General features: G+C 68.5%; 17 protein-coding genes and 1 pseudogene. 7 read left to right on the forward strand and 11 right to left on the reverse strand.

Annotated elements, in window-relative coordinates; genetic code table 11:
- Nucleotides 1-223 precede the first annotated feature (223 nt).
- From FHU36_RS18555 to FHU36_RS18565, 3 genes and pseudogenes are all read left to right on the forward strand, one after another.
- The gene (locus FHU36_RS18555) at nt 224-1,309 is read left to right on the forward strand and encodes a tyrosine-type recombinase/integrase (RefSeq protein ID WP_221496429.1); all 1,086 of its coding nucleotides are present in this window, start codon (nt 224-226) and stop codon (nt 1,307-1,309) included.
- Nucleotides 1,306-3,627 carry a tyrosine-type recombinase/integrase gene (locus tag FHU36_RS18560; protein WP_221496430.1) on the forward strand — a complete coding sequence of 774 codons (2,322 nt, stop codon included), beginning with the start codon at nt 1,306-1,308 and terminating at the stop codon, nt 3,625-3,627. Before FHU36_RS18555 ends, FHU36_RS18560 begins: the two co-directional genes overlap by 4 nt.
- 67 nt (nt 3,628-3,694) lie before the next feature.
- A pseudogene (locus FHU36_RS18565) lies at nt 3,695-4,707 on the forward strand (IS5 family transposase).
- Between the two features lie 19 nt (nt 4,708-4,726).
- Here FHU36_RS18565 and FHU36_RS18570 read toward each other — a convergent pair.
- Entirely contained in the window at nt 4,727-5,257 is a 531-nt protein-coding gene (locus tag FHU36_RS18570; protein ID WP_221496431.1) for a hypothetical protein, read from the reverse strand.
- Between the two features lie 22 nt (nt 5,258-5,279).
- The gene (locus FHU36_RS18575; protein ID WP_185085230.1) at nt 5,280-6,890 is read right to left on the reverse strand and encodes an ISL3 family transposase; all 1,611 of its coding nucleotides are present in this window, start codon (nt 6,888-6,890) and stop codon (nt 5,280-5,282) included.
- Nucleotides 6,891-7,104: 214 nt separating this feature from the next.
- On the opposite strand from FHU36_RS18575, the gene FHU36_RS18580 reads away from it, so the two are divergent.
- Complete coding sequence (locus FHU36_RS18580) at nt 7,105-7,467, forward strand: nuclear transport factor 2 family protein (protein WP_185087443.1); 363 nt, start codon at nt 7,105-7,107, stop codon at nt 7,465-7,467.
- Nucleotides 7,468-7,673: 206 nt separating this feature from the next.
- Here the strand turns inward: FHU36_RS18580 and FHU36_RS18585 are convergent, their stop codons facing one another.
- The 4 genes from FHU36_RS18585 to FHU36_RS18600 all read right to left on the reverse strand — a co-directional run bounded on the left by FHU36_RS18585 (nt 7,674) and on the right by FHU36_RS18600 (nt 11,674).
- Entirely contained in the window at nt 7,674-8,954 is a 1,281-nt protein-coding gene (locus FHU36_RS18585; protein ID WP_185085231.1) for a cytochrome P450, read from the reverse strand.
- 58 nt (nt 8,955-9,012) lie between these two features.
- On the reverse strand, nt 9,013-10,416 hold the full coding sequence (locus FHU36_RS18590) for an NAD(P)/FAD-dependent oxidoreductase (RefSeq protein ID WP_185085232.1): 1,404 nt from the start codon (nt 10,414-10,416) through the stop codon (nt 9,013-9,015).
- Nucleotides 10,413-10,631 (reverse strand): ferredoxin, encoded by a 219-nt coding sequence (locus FHU36_RS18595; RefSeq protein WP_185085233.1) that lies wholly within the window; start codon nt 10,629-10,631, stop codon nt 10,413-10,415. The genes FHU36_RS18590 and FHU36_RS18595 overlap by 4 nt, the downstream gene beginning before the upstream one ends.
- A gap of 392 nt (nt 10,632-11,023) precedes the next feature.
- Complete coding sequence (locus tag FHU36_RS18600) at nt 11,024-11,674, reverse strand: TetR/AcrR family transcriptional regulator (RefSeq protein WP_185085234.1); 651 nt, start codon at nt 11,672-11,674, stop codon at nt 11,024-11,026.
- Nucleotides 11,675-11,896: 222 nt separating this feature from the next.
- Here FHU36_RS18600 and FHU36_RS18605 point away from each other — a divergent pair, with 222 nt between their 5' ends.
- On the forward strand, nt 11,897-12,478 hold the full coding sequence (locus tag FHU36_RS18605) for a hypothetical protein (protein WP_185085235.1): 582 nt from the start codon (nt 11,897-11,899) through the stop codon (nt 12,476-12,478).
- A 62-nt stretch (nt 12,479-12,540) separates the two neighbouring features.
- Here FHU36_RS18605 and FHU36_RS45685 read toward each other — a convergent pair whose 3' ends face one another.
- Nucleotides 12,541-12,666: a hypothetical protein gene (locus tag FHU36_RS45685; RefSeq protein ID WP_281394306.1), complete on the reverse strand. Its 126-nt coding sequence runs from the start codon at nt 12,664-12,666 to the stop codon at nt 12,541-12,543.
- Nucleotides 12,667-12,683: 17 nt separating this feature from the next.
- On the opposite strand from FHU36_RS45685, the gene FHU36_RS18610 reads away from it, so the two are divergent.
- The gene (locus FHU36_RS18610; protein ID WP_185085236.1) at nt 12,684-13,073 is read left to right on the forward strand and encodes a PPOX class F420-dependent oxidoreductase; all 390 of its coding nucleotides are present in this window, start codon (nt 12,684-12,686) and stop codon (nt 13,071-13,073) included.
- A gap of 143 nt (nt 13,074-13,216) precedes the next feature.
- Here the strand turns inward: FHU36_RS18610 and FHU36_RS18615 are convergent, their stop codons facing one another.
- Genes FHU36_RS18615 through FHU36_RS18625 form a run of 3 tightly spaced genes read right to left on the reverse strand, consistent with a single transcriptional unit; the run spans nt 13,217 to nt 15,589 of the window.
- Complete coding sequence (locus FHU36_RS18615; RefSeq protein WP_185085237.1) at nt 13,217-14,479, reverse strand: RNA polymerase sigma factor; 1,263 nt, start codon at nt 14,477-14,479, stop codon at nt 13,217-13,219.
- 56 nt (nt 14,480-14,535) lie between these two features.
- Nucleotides 14,536-14,907, reverse strand: a complete 372-nt coding sequence (locus tag FHU36_RS18620; protein WP_185085238.1) for a YciI family protein — start codon at nt 14,905-14,907, stop codon at nt 14,536-14,538.
- 46 nt (nt 14,908-14,953) lie between these two features.
- Complete coding sequence (locus FHU36_RS18625; protein WP_185085239.1) at nt 14,954-15,589, reverse strand: DUF998 domain-containing protein; 636 nt, start codon at nt 15,587-15,589, stop codon at nt 14,954-14,956.
- Nucleotides 15,590-15,739: 150 nt separating this feature from the next.
- Between FHU36_RS18625 and FHU36_RS18630 the strand changes: the two genes are divergently transcribed.
- Nucleotides 15,740-16,165 carry a hypothetical protein gene (locus FHU36_RS18630; RefSeq protein WP_185085240.1) on the forward strand — a complete coding sequence of 142 codons (426 nt, stop codon included), beginning with the start codon at nt 15,740-15,742 and terminating at the stop codon, nt 16,163-16,165.
- Between the two features lie 143 nt (nt 16,166-16,308).
- On the opposite strand, the gene FHU36_RS18635 is transcribed toward FHU36_RS18630, so the two are convergent.
- Nucleotides 16,309-16,791 (reverse strand): Lrp/AsnC family transcriptional regulator, encoded by a 483-nt coding sequence (locus FHU36_RS18635; RefSeq protein WP_185085241.1) that lies wholly within the window; start codon nt 16,789-16,791, stop codon nt 16,309-16,311.
- Nucleotides 16,792-16,793 lie beyond the last annotated feature (2 nt).

Raw genomic sequence — 16,793 nt, forward strand, 5'->3', positions numbered from 1 at the left:
TCTGGCGAGTGTCAACGACACTCGAATTCTGGATCAGGCACACTTTCCGTGATCGGACCCTGGTCAGTCGGTCAGCAGGATGCGTTTGCGCAGGAGATCGGGGTTGGCGCGGCCGTACATCTGGCGTTTCAGCAGCTTAAAAGTTACGTGGAATCTGGCCGTGGAGGTGATCATGTCTCCTCGGTCCTGACCACGGAACTGGGGAGATGGTTTGAGCGGCACGGTGGTGCTGGAGGAGAAGTGGCCGGTGCTGGGCCGGCATGCGCGGGCGGCCGAGTGGCTGCGGATCTGGGTGGACCTGGGAAGGGCGCCGCGGACGATCGATGCCTACGCGCGCGGATTGGCCGAGTACCTGCAGGTGTGCGAGCGCGAGGGCGTCGACCCGGTGACGGCCAGCCGGGCGCACATCGGCGTGTTCGTGCGGGCGTTGACCGAGCGTCGCAGCCGTCGGGGCGCGAACGTCGTCGCGCTCGATTCGGGCTCCGGCTTGTCGAACGCCACCATCCAGCAGCGGATCGTGCCGGTCAGGCTGTTCTACGACCACCTCATGGAGGAGGGCCTGCGGGATTCCAACCCGGTCGGCCGGGGACGGTACACGCCGGGCCGGCGCTGGGGCGGGTCTCTGGGCGGGCATCAGCGTGGTCTGGTGCCCCGGTTGACGAAGCTGCCGTGGATCCCCACCGAGCAGCAGTGGAGGAACGTCCTGGCGGTCGCGGCCGAGGAACCCATCCGCAACCGAGTCATGCTCACCCTGGCCTACGACGCCGCGTTGCGGCGCGAAGAGCTGTGCTTGCTGCGCACCGACGACCTCGACCCTGCGCACCGCACCCTGCGGATCAGGGCGGAGACCACGAAGAACCGGCTGGAGCGTGTGGTGCCGTACTCGGCGGCGACCGGTGTGCTGTTGTCGAGGTATCTGGCGCACCGGATGAGGATCAGCAGGGCGCGCGGGCCGTTGTTCCTGTCGGAATCGCGGCGCAATCACGCTCAGCCGTTGAGTTTGTGGACCTGGTCGAAGGTCGTACGCCGCATCGCGCTGGCCGCCGAGGCTCCGCAGTTCTCCACTCACACGACCCGGCATCTGTGCCTGACGGACCTGGCCCGGATGGGCTGGGAGTTGCACGCGATCGCGACGTTCGCCGGGCATCGCCATACCGACTCCACGCTGCAGTACATCCACCTGTCCGGCCGGGACTTGGCCGACAAGCTCAGCCGCGGCATGGAGCACATCCATGCGTGGCGCATCGCGATGCTCACCGGCCTCGACACCCCTGCGGCGATCGCGACGACGACGGGAACGTCGCGATGACCGCCGCGCTGCCCGGGGCCGCCGAGGCTCCCGCGCCCCGCTGGTGCTCACCCCTTGCTGGTCACCGCTTCGACACGACGGTTGAGGTTCGCGCCGACGAGATACAGGGCATCGCCGAACTCGGTGTTCGTAACCTGCGGCGGCTGCAATATTACGACCGGTCCGCGCCCGGCTGGATCATGATCGGACGGCTGCTGCGTCCGCTGGAGGTCGTCAACGCCGGCCTGGACGGCCCGGTCACGCAGCATCGGCGACGCGCCATGCGGGATGTCGTCGCGCTCCTGCTGCTGCGCTGCGCCGAGGAGGGCCGGACCTTCTGGGGTTGGACCGAGGAAGGATGGGTCCACCTGCTCGGCCGTGACCAGGCCGAGTTTCATCGCCACGCGCCCGCTTGGGCCGGTGACGAGGTCCGCCCCTACCTGGCGGCGCACGCCTATCTGCTGGGCTCGTTCACCGGCTTCGACCGCCTCGGCAGCTTCCAACGCCTCACCCTGGCTCGGCAGATCTTCGGACGCGACCGTCTGAGTAACGAGCTCGCTCAGGCTCGAGCCGTCCTGGACGAGTGGGGTTACCGGCTCGGCCGCGACGACGACACGTTGCTGCCGATGGTGGCCTGCCGGCTGTTCCTGCTCAACCGCAGCCCTCATGTCGACCAGCTGAGCACCGAGTTGTTCGATCGGGTGCGGCGCGACCGTCTGCTGCCAGGCTCGCAGATGAACACCTTGCACGCCCTGCAGCGGGCGGTGAGCGCGCTGGGGTTCTGCGATCCGCCCCGGCAGGGCACCGGCCGTCACTCGGCCCGGGCCATCGGCGGCGCACCAGAGTGGGAGCGGTGGGTCGACCGCTGGCATGCCACCTCGACGTTGACGCCCCGCACCCGCAGCGGCGTCCGCTCCAACCTGCTCAAAGTCGGCCGCTGGCTCCAGGCCGAGCGCCCCGACGCCGCCGACCCGGCCGACTGGACCCGGCAGACCTGCGCGGCCTGGGTCGCCGCGCTCGACCGGATGAAGGTCGGTGACTACGTCCAGCGCACCGTCGGCCTGAAGGACCGTGTCGGCAAGCCGCTGGCAGCCAGCAGCAAGGAGGGGCAGCTCGCCGCGCTGCGCAGGTTCTTCACCGACTGCCAGGAATGGGAGTGGCTGCCCCGCGGTTTCGACCCGCAACGCGTGCTGGCGACCCCGCGCAGCATCACCGCGCTGCTCGGCCCGAACCCCCGTGTGATCGCTGACGAGATCTGGGCCAAGCTGTTGTGGGCGGGCCTGAACCTCCACCAGGGCGACCTGCCGCAGACTAAATCAGGGCACTTCTATCCGATCGAGCTCGTCCGCGCGATCACCGTGACGTGGCTGTTCAGCGGGCTGCGCAGTGACGAGATCGCCCGGCTGCGCCTCGGGTGCATCCGCTGGCAGCACCAGGACGCCCCGATTCCTGGCGACTCCGACCAGGTTCTGGCCCGCGACGCGGTCTGCCTCCTGGACGTTCCTCCGCACAAGACCGGAACCGCATTCACCAAGCCCGTCGATCCCATCCTCGGCCAGGCCATCGATGCCTGGCAAACCGTCCGCCCCGACCAGCCAGTCTTCGTCGACCGCCGCACCGGCGAGCAGGTGAACCTGCTGTTCGCCTTCCGTGCCCGCCGCATCTCCTCCTCCTACATCAACAACACCGTCATCCCCATGCTCTGCCGCAAGGCCGGCGTCCCGGCTGCCGACGTCCGCGGGAACATCACCAGCCACCGGGCCCGCTCCACCATCGCCAGCCAGCTCTACAACGCCAAGGAGCCGATGACGCTGTTCGAGCTGCAAGCCTGGCTCGGGCACCGCTCCCCGCAGTCCACCCAGTACTACGCCAAGATCACCCCAACGACGCTGACGCGGGCCTACACCGACGCCGGATACTTCGAACGCAACGTCCGCACCATCGAGGTGCTGGTCGACCGGGACGCCGTCGAGAGCGGGGCCGCGGCCGCCGGTGAGCCGTGGCAGTACTACGACCTGGGCCACGGGTTCTGCAACTACACCTTCTTCGAGCAGTGTCCACACTGGATGGCCTGCGCCAAGTGTGACTTCTACACCCCGAAGGACTCCTCCAAGGCTCTGCTGCTGGAGGCTAAGGACAACCTGCAGCGCATGCTCGCCGCCGTCCCGCTCACCGACGACGAACGCGCCGCGGTCGACGACGGCAAGGCTGCCTTGGACCGGCTGCTCGGCCAGCTCGCCGACATCCCCACCCCCGCCGGACCCACGCCCCGGCAGATCAGCACTCCGGCCCAGGCGACCCTGCTGCCGGTCATCGAGATCAACCGGAGGCCGACCTAGGAGCTGTTTGGGATTCGGATCTTGGTGGGGTCGGTGCTGGGCTGGTCGTGACTGGTAGAACTCGGATGTGGCGCGCTTCGATGTGACCGATGCCGAGTGGGCTTTGATCGAGCCGCATCTGCCGGTAGCGGCTACCGGGCCGCTGCCGCGGCGGGTGCGTGATCAGTTCAATGGGATCTTGTGGCGGTTTCGCACCGGATCCGGCTGGCGTGACGTGCCGGAACGGTACGGGCCGTGGTCCACGGTCTACTCCCGCTTCAACGGCTGGGCCAAGGCCGGGGTGTTCCAAGGGCTGATGGACGCATTGATCGCCGAGGCCGCATCGCGTGGACAGGTCGGGCTGGAGCTGGTCAGCGTGGACTCTACGATCGTGCGGGCGCATCAGGAGTCGGCCGGGCTGGCGGTCGCCGGGGAGACCCTGGATGCGTTGGAGCAGGCGCTGACCGAGGAAAAGGGGGCTCCGCTGCCGGAGCAGCCGCCGGTGCTGCGGGTGATGCGCCCGAGGCCACACCCGAGGCCGGCGCGTCGCCGCCGCACGAGCGCGCCGCCGTTCGGCGACGCCGCAAGGCGCGGGCGAAGGCTGCCGCGCTCGGCCGATCCCGGGGCGGGCTGAGCAGCAAGATCCATGCCGCGGTCGATGCCGCCGGGCTGCCGCTGGTCTTCGTGCTCACGCCCGGCCAAGCCGGCGACTGCCCGCGATTCACCACTGTCCTGGACAAGATCCGCGTGGCCGGACCGGTGGGCCGGCCACGGACCCGCCCGACGGCGGTGGCCGCGGACAAGGCCTATTCCTCCAAGGCTAACCGTGCCTATCTGCGCCGCCGCAGGATCGGCGCGGTCATCCCGGAGAAGAGCGACCAGCAGGCCAACCGGAAGAAGAAGGGCTCAGCCGGTGGGCGGCCTGCCGCCTTCAATCCCGAGCGCTACCGGCAGCGCAACACCATCGAACGCTGCTTCCAGAAGATCAAGGCCTGGCGTGGCCTGGCGACCCGCTACGACAAGGCCCCGGAAAGCTACGAGGCCGGGCTCTACCTCCGGGGCTTGATCCTGTGGTTAAGACTCCTCACCTCAACCACATGATCCGAACTCTAAACAGCTCCTAGTCAGGCGGCGCGCCACAGCCCAGTGGGTGCCGCACGAATTCTGGATGAGCGTCGCCGAGATCGATGCTGTTCTCATCAAGAGCGTTGGCGATGTGGAAACGGCCTGCATCGAAGACGAACTCCACTGCGATGGTGCCGTCCGCCAGGTCATAGCTCGAAGGACGCCACTCGAGGAGAGCAACTTCGCGCAGTTCCTGGCCGACGAACGGTTCAAGCCGTTCGTCGGCGCTGGACCACGCCGGAGTCAGCTCGAACCACTCCCAGTCACTGATCGCAGTCGTCGTGTCGATGCTGTTCCAGCTGATCGACAGCTCATCGAGCTTCCAGTGGCAGATCTCTATCTGGACACCGTCGAAGTCCAAGACGACGGGACAGTCAGCGAACCAGTCCTCGTCCTCGACAAAACGCACGATCGCGAACCCCGTCAGACGCCGGCCACCAAGCGCGGCCAGGTTCGGTCCGTGTTCCTCGCGGACGGCTTCAAGCCCGACGAGAAAGGTCGGCTCGAAGCCGGAGATCCCCATCACGATTGCCGATTGTCCAGGTTCTTCACGGGACCGGCCAGCCGATAGCTACCGCCAAGCCGCATGGCCCCGCTTGACAGATCAGATTCCACATAATGGTGCGGTTGACGTGGCCTTCGACGGGCCCGGAGCTGTAGGGCAGGGTGAGCCCGGCGGTGACGGCGTCTTGGTCCCTACGTAGTCCGGTGACGAAGGAGTGCAGCTCGGGCAGGTCGTCGCCCAGGACCGTGTTCATCCAGGTCTCCAAGTTCCGGCCGTGGCGGTGCATCATCATCTCGGCGAACTCGCGCACGCGCAGCCGAAGCGCCGCCAGCTGAGGGCAGGCGGTAGTGAGCGTCTGAAGCTGGCGGTGTTCGTCGAGATCGAGATTGGCAGGGTTGCGCAGGAACCAGCCGGTGGTTTGCCGGACCGTGACCGGCCGCAATGGCATCGCTGCGGGAGGCGTTGCCGCTCGCCAGGGGCGGACGTACTGGCGGACGGTGGTGCCGCTGCCGCGATAGCCCCGAGCCTGCAGTTCCCGGTAGAGGAGTTCGGCGTTGGTGCATCCCTCGGCCCAGCGCGTGCGCAGGTAGGAGTCGTAGGCTTCCAGGTTTTTGGGCCGCCGGCCCGTTCCGTCGTGAACGAGCAGGTCTTCGGGATGGGCGGCGCGGGCGAAGCGCCGCACGGTGTTGCGGCCCAGGGACAGCAGGCGGCCGATCTCCCGCAGCCCTTGGCCTTGCTCCAGCAGGGCGTGGACGGCGGCATGCCGCTCGCGAGTTCGCATGGCGATGCGGTCCTGACGGCCGGCGGGTAAGCAGGGCGAGGCGGCCGACGCCGCGAGTGGCGAGGTGCCAGCGCGCGTGCTGGGCGTGGCGATCAGGGCTTGGAGGTGGTGGCGGTGGCGGGTGACGGTGCGTTCGACGGCCTCGCCGAGGTTCCGCCAGATGTGCCACCTGTCGGCGACCTGGGTCGCGTGTGGTGCGCCTCGGGCGATGCCGTCGGCATAGGCGCCGGCTCGGTCGCGGCAGACGATCTCGACTCCGGGATGCACGCGCAGCCAGGCCGCCAGGGTATCGGCTGTCCGGTCGGCCAGCACGTCCACCACGGTGCTGGTGGAGATATCGATCAGGATGGTTCCGTAGGAGTGGCCCCGCCTCAGGGCGAAGTCGTCTACGCCGAGCACCCGGGGACCGACTTGGAGTGCCGGGTCGGGCAAGGCACGAATCAGCCTGATCAGCGTCATCCGGCTCACCGAGGCCGCCAGTTGACCCGCCAGCCGAGCCCCGGCCCGACCGCCCAGCGCCAGCGCGATGGCCTGCAACGCCCTTGCCGCCCGAACGCTGCGGCGGCCGTATCGGACGGTCAGTCCCGGGATCTGCTCGGCGAACGTCGCCTTCGCACACGTGGAATTGCGGCAGAAGAACCGGTGAACCCGCAGGTGGATGAGCACCTCCTGGCCCGCGACCGCAGTATCGGACAGCCGTCGTTCATAGCGGCTGTGTACTCGCTGCGACAGCGTGTCACAGGCCGGGCAGGCAGCCTCCACGGTGTCAGTCCTGGCCCGGATCCGCACCGTGGCGCCCGACCGGAACACCTCGTCGACGCGCACGCCGGCCAAGTGCGGGAACAAGACGGCGACCAGTTCCTTGATCAACACACTGCAGATGCTCGTGATCAGAGGCCCGGCTACCGGCCGGAACACCCGGACCGTGATCTACTCAACGGGTCCGATCACGGAAAGTGTGCCTGATCCAGTTTTCACGTGTCGTCGACAGCGAGGGCGAGGAGCGGCGGACCTGACCATTGGTGATCACCCCGGGCTGGATATTCGCTGGGCGCGACTGATGCGTGTTCGTAGGATCCACTGCGTGATGGACGGGGATGAGCGGGCAGTACAAGCGGCTATAGATGGCGAATTGCGGCTTCTGGATCCGGAGGTGCGTGCTTCTCCAGCCCTTGTTCGGGAGCTTCTGGATCCGGAGTTCACCGAGATCGGAGCCTCTGGACGCTGGTGGGACGTGGAGTCGATTCTCACGATGATGAGTGCGGAAACCGTGGCTTCGGAGTCGCCGGTCAAGGTCAGCGAGATGTCCGGGGTCGTGCTGGCGCCGGGGATTGTTCACCTGACCTACTTCGCCGACCGTCAGGGGCGCCGGGCATGGCGGAGCTCCTTGTGGCGACTGACGGAGACGGGCTGGCGTGTGTACTTCCATCAGGGCACGTTGACTGATTGACGACCATCGGCACGATCAACATCTGAGCGTTCTCATGCCCGCCACATGCACATCTTCAATGGCAGCAACAGTGAGCTGCCCGAAGCCGCGCATTCGGCCCAGCGGGGCGGCGTATCCGGCGGGGGTGGCGGGGAGCTCCTCGGTTCCCGTGAAGTCACAACGCCGCGTCCAGTGAGCGCGGGAAGCGCTCTTCTCCATCATCACTGTCAGTCGTGGATCCCGTCGATGTCGACCAGGACGTGGCGCGGTCCGCGGAAGATCTGGTTGTGGCGGTACGGCGGCGGGTCGACGACGAGCCGTGGATTCTCCACGCGGCGGACGAACTCCCCGACGGCGACCTGGACCTCGAGCCGGGCGAGTGGAGCGCCGAAGCAGAAGTGGATGCCCTGGCTGAAGCCAAGGTGCTGGTTGTCGGGGCGTTCGAGATCGAGTTGGTCAGGGTTGGCGAACCGCTCCGGGTCGCGGTTCGCCGAGCCGTACGCCAGGAAGATCGGCGCGCCCTTCGGGATGGTGGTGCCCGCGATCTCGATGTCCTCGGTGGCGGAGCGGGTGTGCCAGAACTGGACCGACGACTCGAAGCGCAGCAACTCCTCAACCCCGGGCACGATCAGGTCGGGCCGGCGGCGTAGCTTCTCGAGCGCCTCGGGGTGCCTCAGCAGGGTGAGCACGCTGTGGGCGATCAGATTGACCGTGGTCTCATGCCCGGCGAAGAGCAGGAGCACGGCATTGCTGGTGAGCACGCCCTCGGACATGCGCCCTTCCGGGCCGTCGTCGTGCACCATCGCCGAGAGCATGCCCGGGCCGGGCTGGTCGGCGTACTGGCCGATCAGCCCGGCCATGAATCGCTCGAGCTCCTGCACGCTCCCGCGCCCGCCCTCCCGCCGGCGCCGGGTCTCCTCGGAGGCCGCCTCCGGGCCGAAATCCAAAGCGTCCAGGGCCGCCTCGATCCAGGAGTGGAAGCGCTGTTCGTCTTCCAGCGGTACGCCGAGGATCTTGCAGATCAGGGTCACCGGCAGGGGATAGGCGAACTCGTCCACGACGTCGATCCGGGTCTTGCCCCGCATCCTGTCCAGGAGGTCGGTGACGATGTGGCGGATATCGGGTTCCAGGTCAGAGATCAGGCGAGGGGAGTGGGGCGGGCCGAAGAAGTGTCGCGTCATCATGTGGCGATCCCGATCGTGTTCGGGCGGGTCGCAGGTGATGATGTTCGGCTCCAGATTGATGACGGCATCCGAGATCGGCTCGGCCCCCGGTTCCGCCGCGCCCGCGGCTGGGGCATGGGCGGGGGCGGGCGCGGAGATCTTCCTGACATCCGAGCTGACCCGGGGGTCGTGGAGCAGCGCGACGATCTCTCGGTAGGTGCTGACGACATAGGTGCCGTCCGGCTGCCGCGCCACCGGGGTCTTGCGGAGCTCGGCGTAGAAGGGGTACGGATTGGCACGGTTGGCGTAGCGGAGCGCCTGCTGCCAGGGTGTTTCCTCGCCCATGCTGTTCCTCTCCTTCCTGCGGTGCCGGCCGGGTTGCCCGCCGATCCGGCAAGGCGCGTCAGCGACCTCGGGGTCGGAACTCGGCGCTCCGCCCGCTCGGGTCGTGGCCGGTCAGGACAACGTCGGGTATCGCCGTCGGGACACCCGGTGCCGGGAACTCCGCCGGGACCGGCTTCATGACGTCCGGCCGATCCCAGCCCGGCGGCGGGGGCGGGAACGGAGCTGATTGCTCGATCAGCCGCGCGTAGTACTCCAGCCACTTGCCGTGATCGAAGCTGACGGCGGCGACGATGCGGCCCCGGCGACCGTAGGCTGCGACGAAGCGGCGCTCCTTCACGGAGCCCTGTGTGAAGACGATCTCGTCGCCGAACGGTGGTACGCCGACGGACTTGATGTTGACGCCGAACTGACCGGACCAGAAGCCGGGCAGCAACAGATGCGGGCGGTAGTCGGGCTCGAGGCTCACCATGTTGTGGGCCGCCACCTCGGCACCGAAGACGGCATTGTCCCAGTGCTCCATCGCGAGAAACTGGTACTCGTACAGCACGTGGGGCGCGCGCGCCACGTCCCCCGCAACGTAGACGGTGTCGGTCACCACGCCGTTGATGTCGAAGGCGCGACCCCCGGCGTCGCAGCCGACACCCCAGAAGCCGGCTGCCAGCCCGGAGCCCTCCAACCATTCCACGTTACGGATCGACCCCAGCGCGGCCAGCACCACGTCGGCCTCGACGGTGGTCCCGTCCGAGAGCCGAGCACGCCGTACATGTCCGCGCGTGTCGCCCTCCAGCGACGACACGCCGACCCCGCAGCGCAGGTCCACGCCGTGGTCGCGCTGCATCTCCGCGGCGATCTCGCCGATCACCCCGCCCAGCGCGCCCACCAGGGGAGCGGAGCCCCGCTCGGCGACGGTCACCGGGATGTCGAGTTCCCGGCAGACGGAGGCCACCTCCGAGCCGATGAACCCGCCGCCGATGACCAGCACCCGCGATGGCCGCTCGGCCAGCGCCCGTTGCAGCCGGGCGGCGTCATCACGCGAGCGCAGCGAGAACACCCCCTCCAGGGCGGCCTCGGTCGGGTTGGGCCACTGCCGCGCGCGGGTCCCCGTGGCGATCAGCAACCGGTGGTACGGGACCTGCTCGCCGTCGGCCAGGCGCACCTGCCTGGTGGCCCTGTCCAACCCGGTGGCGGCCACGCCGAGCCGCCACTGCGCGTCCAGTTCTCGAAAGCGGGGCAGCAGAGTGTGGTCAGCCGGCACCCAACCCTTGAGCACCTGTTTGGACAGCGGGGGACGGTCGTAGGGCTCGTACGGCTCGTCCCCGATGATGGTCAAAGACCCGCTGAAGCCCTCCTCACGCAAGGCTTCGGCGGCCCGCAGGCCTGCCAGGGAGGCGCCGACGATGACGATCCGGCCGTTGGCCTTGAAGTCGCGCACCAACTCGGCGAGCGTTGCCGACATGGTCATGACGGCGCACCCCGCTCCGCGCCGTCCAAGCGGTCGATCATGATCGCTTGGACCGGGCAGGCCGCGGCGGCTCGCTCGACCTGCAGGCGCCGCGCGTCGTCGGGGTTGGGCTCGTAGGTAAGCGCCTCCGCACCGTTCAACTTGAAGATCTCGTGGGCCAGATACACGCACTGTGCGTATCCCTGGCACCGGTTCAGATCCACGACGATACGCATGGGCCGACCCCCTCCGTCCTGCTTGCCCGACCATCGAAGCGGTCATTCGGCTACGCGGTCACCCGGCCTTCCGCCGGGTGACCCAGCTGGACAGCCCCCCATCATTGCCGGTGAGCGTCACGTCGCGGGGACCCCGATCCACGCAGATGGCGTCGGCGCCGAGGTGTGCCCCGGCCGACCCGCCACAGGACGATTTTCGCCCCCGGCTTTCATCACCACAACCACGACCAGGGAAAACATGCTCCGTGCCGAGCGTTCTGGCCGACCCGGGCGGCGTGCCCGCCTCGGTCTCCCCGCCGAGATCGAGGGTGACCTCCACGTCCCCCAGTGGCGCGTTCAGGTCGTCGACGTGTCGTCGCTCATGACCGGTTGATGCCATCGACGGGCACTGGCTACACGGTGGTGCTGAGGAGAAGCCGGTCGAGGTCGGGCAGGGGGCGTTGGCAGATTTCGTGGGCCTCGTCGGCGGGGATGCCGAAGGTGCGCAGGAGGTCTTCGGTGATCTGGTCGGTGGCCTGGGCGTCGTCGCGGTCGGGTTGGGTGTGCAGGAGTTGGCCGAGGCACAGGGCGGTGCCTGTGGCGATCACGAAGGCGAGTTCGGGGTCGTTGATGGTGAAGCGGCCGGCCTGGATGCCGGCCTGGATGTCGCGTCGGACGCGTGGGGCGATGCCGTGCTCGGAGGTGGCGATGGTGAGGCCGGTGTTGAGCAGGACCTTGCTGAGCTGGGGGTGGCGGCGGTGCAGGCGTCCGGTGAGCCGGAAGCTGTAGGCGAAGACTTCGGCGGGGTCGTTCATGTCGCGGGTCAGCTCGTCCAGCCCTGCGCCGTGCCGGTCGAGGGCGTCTTCCACGGCGGCTCGGAAGAGCTCGTCCTTGCTGGAGAAATGGTTGTAGAAGGAGCCCATGCCGACGTCGGCGGCCTGGGTGAGGTCAAGGATCGCCGCGTTGGTCCTGCCGTCGGCGATGAAGGTCTGGGCCGCGTGGATGAGCGCGGCGCGGGTGCGCGCCTTGCGCCGGTCCAGGCGGCTCGGTGCGGCGTCGGCCATCTGTCTCTCTCCTGTCGGCTGTGGTGCGCGTTCCACTGTAGCGGGATCCGTCAAGAGTGACGGAATCCTCACTACTGCTTTGGCAAGTCATTACATGACTGACGATACTGTCCATAAATGACAATAACGTCAGTACTGGAACGAATCATCATCTATGGGCGCAGCCCTGTGGGGATCGCGCCCCGCGTCCTCCAGTCCGACAGATCAGGGAGGCGGATCCCCATGCCCGCAATCACCGACACGACCGCAGGAGGTCCCGAGCACGCGGTCAAGGCGCTGCTGAGCGAGTACGACGCGCTGAAGGCGGAGGAGCGGCAGCGGATCGGGGCGCGCGGCCAGTTGCTGTACGCCACGCTCACCGCGGTCGCCGGAATCAGCACTGTCACCACGACCGTGGGCCAGTTGGAGTTGCTGTTGCTGCTGCCGCTGGCCGCCACGGTGCTGGGCTGGGCCTACGTCACCAACGATCACAAGATCACCGCCATCGGGCGGTACGTCCGCGGCCGGCTGGGACCGCGCCTGGTCGGCCTCGTCGACGACGGCTCCAGCGACATCGACATGTTCAGGTGGGAGAAATACCACCGCGAAGATCCACTCCGCCCCTCTCGCAAGCGGCTGCAACTGGCGGTGGACCTGGCTGCGTTCTGCGCGCCCTCGCTGACCGCCCTCACCCTGCTCTGGCTGCTGGGCCCACACGCTCCAACGGTCCTGATCGGCTCGGCCGCCGCGCTGGCCGCAGTGCTGGTCCTGGCGACCCAGATCATCCGCTACGCGGACGTAGCCGGTCCCGAACAGCGGACATGATCGCGTGACCGTCTCGAACCGGGAGCGGATGCGGGCCCGACCTTTGTCGCCGTGCCAGTCGATCACGACGCCGCGGCCCCGCCCTCACCTTGCCCGCCGGTGGCGGCCACCTGCCGGATGCCCATGGGCGTACCGAGCGCGAACAGGCACGACAGCAGCCGCCGGCGTTTGATTGACGCCGGTGTCAAGGTTGCATACTGGCCGCATGAGCTTCACGCAGGCAGAACTCGACTATCTGGCCGGGCAGCGCCTCGGGCGTCTGGCCACCGTTTCTCCCGCCGGTCAGGTTCAGAACAACCCCGTGGGGTTCTTCGTGGACGCCGCCTCGGGCACGATCACCATCGGCGGGCACGCGCTGGGTGCGTCCAAGAAGTTCAGGAATATCCAGCGGGGCAGCACCGTATCGTTCGTCGTGGACGACCTGGCCTCGGTGGACCCGTGGGTGGTGCGCGGCATCGAGATCCGGGGCTCGGCGGTGGCTCTGACGGACCACGAGCCGCCGGTGCCGTACTTCTCGCGGGAAATCATCACGATCACGCCCAGCAAGATCATCTCTTGGGGGTGGGACGGGGCTCGGACGAGCCGCACGGTGTGAAAGCTCGTGGGCCCCTCACTGAAGACCCGCGTTCCCGGGGGTCCGATTGCGGGGTGTAGCGGGTCCGGCGCTGATGCTGTAACCGGGCCAGGTCCGGTGGGCCGAGGTCGTCGGGCGTCGCCGTGCCGGAACACGTCGCCTGACTACCCATCATGATCGGGTCGGGCCGTCAGGCGATCGGCCCTGCTGACGAGGTATCGCTGCTCGACCTGGTTGTCCGTCAGGGCCGCTGCCTCGCGGTACAGCGTCGCCGCACCGGCCGCGTCGCCGGTCAACTGGAGAAGGTGGGCGCGCACCGCGCGTTCGCGCTGCCGGGTCAGTGATTCCTGATCCAGCCGGTGGCGCCGGTTGAGGTCGTCGAGCAGTGCCAGCCCGCGGGCCGGTCCGTAGGCCTTGGCGATCGCCACCACCCGGCTGAGCCGCACCGGCGCGGTCGGGTTGAGCCGTTCGAGCCACAGGTACAGCACCGCGATCTGCGGCCAGTCCGTCTGCTCCGGCGACGGCGCCGCAGCGTGCACGGCCGCGATGGCCGCCTGCAACTGGTACGGGCCCACCTCGTGCCCGCTCCAGACGCTGTCGATCAGCTCGGTGCCCTCCCGGATCAAGTCGGGATCCCACTGCGTCCGGTCCTGCTCGTCCAGCGGCACCAGCTCGTCGTCTCCCCCGATGCGGGCGGGGCGCCGTGACTCGGTGAGCAGCATCAGTGCGAGCAGGCCGGTCACTTCGGCGTCGCCGGGCAGGGACTCGCGGAGCATGCGGGTCAGCCGGATCGCTTCGCGGGTCAGATCGACCCGGGCGAGGTGGTCGCCAGCAGAGGCCGTGTAACCCTCGTTGAAGATCAGGTAGAGCGCCTGCATCACGGCGGCCGTCCGGCTGTCCCGGTCGGCGTCGGTCGGCGGGGTGAAGCGGGCGCCGGCGCGAGCCAGTTGCTGTTTGGCCCGGCTGATCCGCGTACCCATGGTGTTCTCGGTCGTCCCGTAGGCGTGCGCGATCTCACCGGTCGTCAGGCCGCCCACGGCGCGTAGCGTGAGCGCCACCTGGGAGGTGGCGCTCAGCGCGGGGTGGCAGCAGAGCAGCAGCAGGGTGAGGGTGTCGTCGGTCTCCTGTGCGGGGCGCGCCTGGCGGGCCGGTTCCCGCATGGTCAGCTCGGCTATCCCTGCTTCCTGCTCACGCCTTCGGCGGGCCTGATCGGAGCGGAGCAGGTCGACCATCCGCCGGTAGCCGATCCGGATCAGCCAGCTACGCGGGTTCGCCGGCACGCCGTCGACCGGCCACGCCCGGCTCGCGGCGAGCAGCGCCTCCTGCACCGCGTCCTCGGCGATGTCGAACTGGCCGAAGCGTCGCACCAACGCGCCGAGCACCTGCGGCGCCTCCACGCGCAGCAGGTGCTCGACCTCTGCGGTCATACCCGGATCCACCTTTCGCGAGCCCTCCGCTCGCGGGCACCGCGCGGTGCGGTCGGTCATGCCGTGAAGTCCTCGCCCATGATCGGCCGGATCTCGATCGGCTCACCCAGCACCTCGACGATCCGTGAGACGATCTCGACGGCTCGCTCGTGGCTGGCCACGTCGATCACGGCGAAGCTGGCCAGGACCTCCTTGAGCTCCGCGAACGGCCCGTCGATCGCCACCACGCCGTCCGGCGTCCGGCGGACCGTGGTGCTGACCGCCGGGTGGCCGAGCCCCTCGCTGCCGACGAACTCACCCGTCTCGATCAGTTCACGCTCGAACTTCTGGTACGCGGCGAACGCGGCCATCGCCTCCTCGGACGGGGTGTCAGCGGTCGCGGCATCCCAGGCGGCCGTCGGCGTGTAGCTGAGCAGCAGATACTTCACGGGTGGATCCTGTTCTCGATCGTGCCTGGGCAAACGGTACCCGGGGTCAGGCGGAACGGCGCAGGAACAGAGCCAGGACGGTTGTCCAGGTGAAGGCGACCAGCCCGTTGACGGCGATCTGGATGCTCATGTGACCCGGCGACATGGGCAGCAGCAGGACGAGCGCGGCGGTGCCGCTCAGCACGGCAGGCAGCACGGCCCGCCGGCGTGCGCACCGGACGGCCAGCACGATGGCGGCGACGGCCAGCGCGGTGAAGGCGACGGCGGCCGCGGCCGAATGCGCGACGCTGTGCCAGGACATCTGGGCGACCGGCCCGTCCGGGGTGCCGACCGGGAAGCCGTTCTCCGGGTCCATGGTGAACAGCCCGGCGGTGATCAGGCCGACGCCGAAGATCCCGACGAAGATCGGCAGCACCCGCCGGCCGACTCCCTCGGTGAGCGTGCGCTTGGTGCCCGCGGCCAGCGCCACACCGCCGAGCCCCGCCAGCACGAACGTCGTGATCTGGATCCAGCCGAGGCTGCCGGTGGCGAGCTGGCTGATCGGGTGGCGGGTGATGTCGAAGCCGTCGCGGGTGAGCATCTGGACGATGGCCGAGGCGAAGAAGACCGGCCCGGCGAGGGCACCGGCGAGCAGCAGGTGGTCGGACGAGCGGCGGACGGCGGGGACGGCGACGGTGGCCATGAGTTCCTCCTTGGTGCGTGTCTGCCGGAACCTCGGGGCCGGACCGGGGATCTCGACATGGCAGCACTGTGAACTAAGTCACATGTCACAGGTGTCGAGGACCGGAGGTCGCCTTCGAGGTACCGGCAAGCACTCACCAAGGAGGACGAGATGTCTGAGACCAACCAGCCGAGCACCGAGCTGCAATCCCTGGACCGCCTGGTCGGCAGGTGGGCGGTTACCGGCGGCGCCGAGGGAACCGTGCGCTACGAGTGGATGCCCGGCCGCTTCTTCCTGCTCCAGCACATCGAGCTCACCCAGTTCGGCCAGCCGGTGACCGGCCTGGAAGTGATCGGAAACCTGCGCCCCTTCGGCGAGCCGACCGGCGCGGACGTGGTGTCGCGGTTCTACGGATCAGGCGGCGACACCCTCGACTACGTCTACGAACTGACCGGCGACACGCTGACCATCTGGGGCGGCGCGAAGGGCAGCCCGGCGTACTACCAGGGCAGGTTCAGCGCCGACGACACCACCGTCACCGGCGAATGGGTCTACCCCGGCGGGGGCGGCTACCCCTCCACCATGACCCGCATCTGACACTCCCGAGCGGCCGGGCAGCGGTGAGCTCGCCCAGGGGTGGCGTCGCCGTGGACGCGCGCTTGCCCGGTCGCACCCCTGGAGCCGGTCCGCCCGTCGGCACGCCGGGGGACCGCGCCGAAGTCCGTCAGCGGGCCCGTGTCTCACTCCAGAGGCAGGGGACGGCGTGGCACGGGCGCAGTGTGGATGAGAGACGTGGTCGTGTGACCGTACGGGGTGAACAGGTCGAGGATCGGTTCGAGTTCGTCGACCGCCCGCAGGTGCATCGTGAAGTAGAAGCAGTCGTCACCGGTCATTCGGTAGCATTCGACGATCTGGGGAACTTCCTGGGCGATCTTGGAGATGCGTTGGAGTTCCCGGATCGCCGGACGGATCCGGACCATCACGGTGACCGGAAAGCCCAGGGCCCGAGGGTCGACCTCGGCGCGATAGCCGGTGATCACTCCGGTCTCCTCCAGCCGCTGCACCCTGTCGGCCACCGCTGGGGCCGACAGGGCGACCCGGCGGCCCAGTTCGGCGAAGCTCACTCTGGCGTCGACCTGCAGCTCGGCGAGAATACGAAGGTCGAGGGCGTCCATTCCCTTGGATTCGTATGCCTGCTCGGGTCTGATCTTTCGATTCGCCATTC

It is taken from the genome of Nonomuraea muscovyensis (assembly GCF_014207745.1).
In the GTDB taxonomy this organism is placed as follows: domain Bacteria; phylum Actinomycetota; class Actinomycetes; order Streptosporangiales; family Streptosporangiaceae; genus Nonomuraea; species Nonomuraea muscovyensis.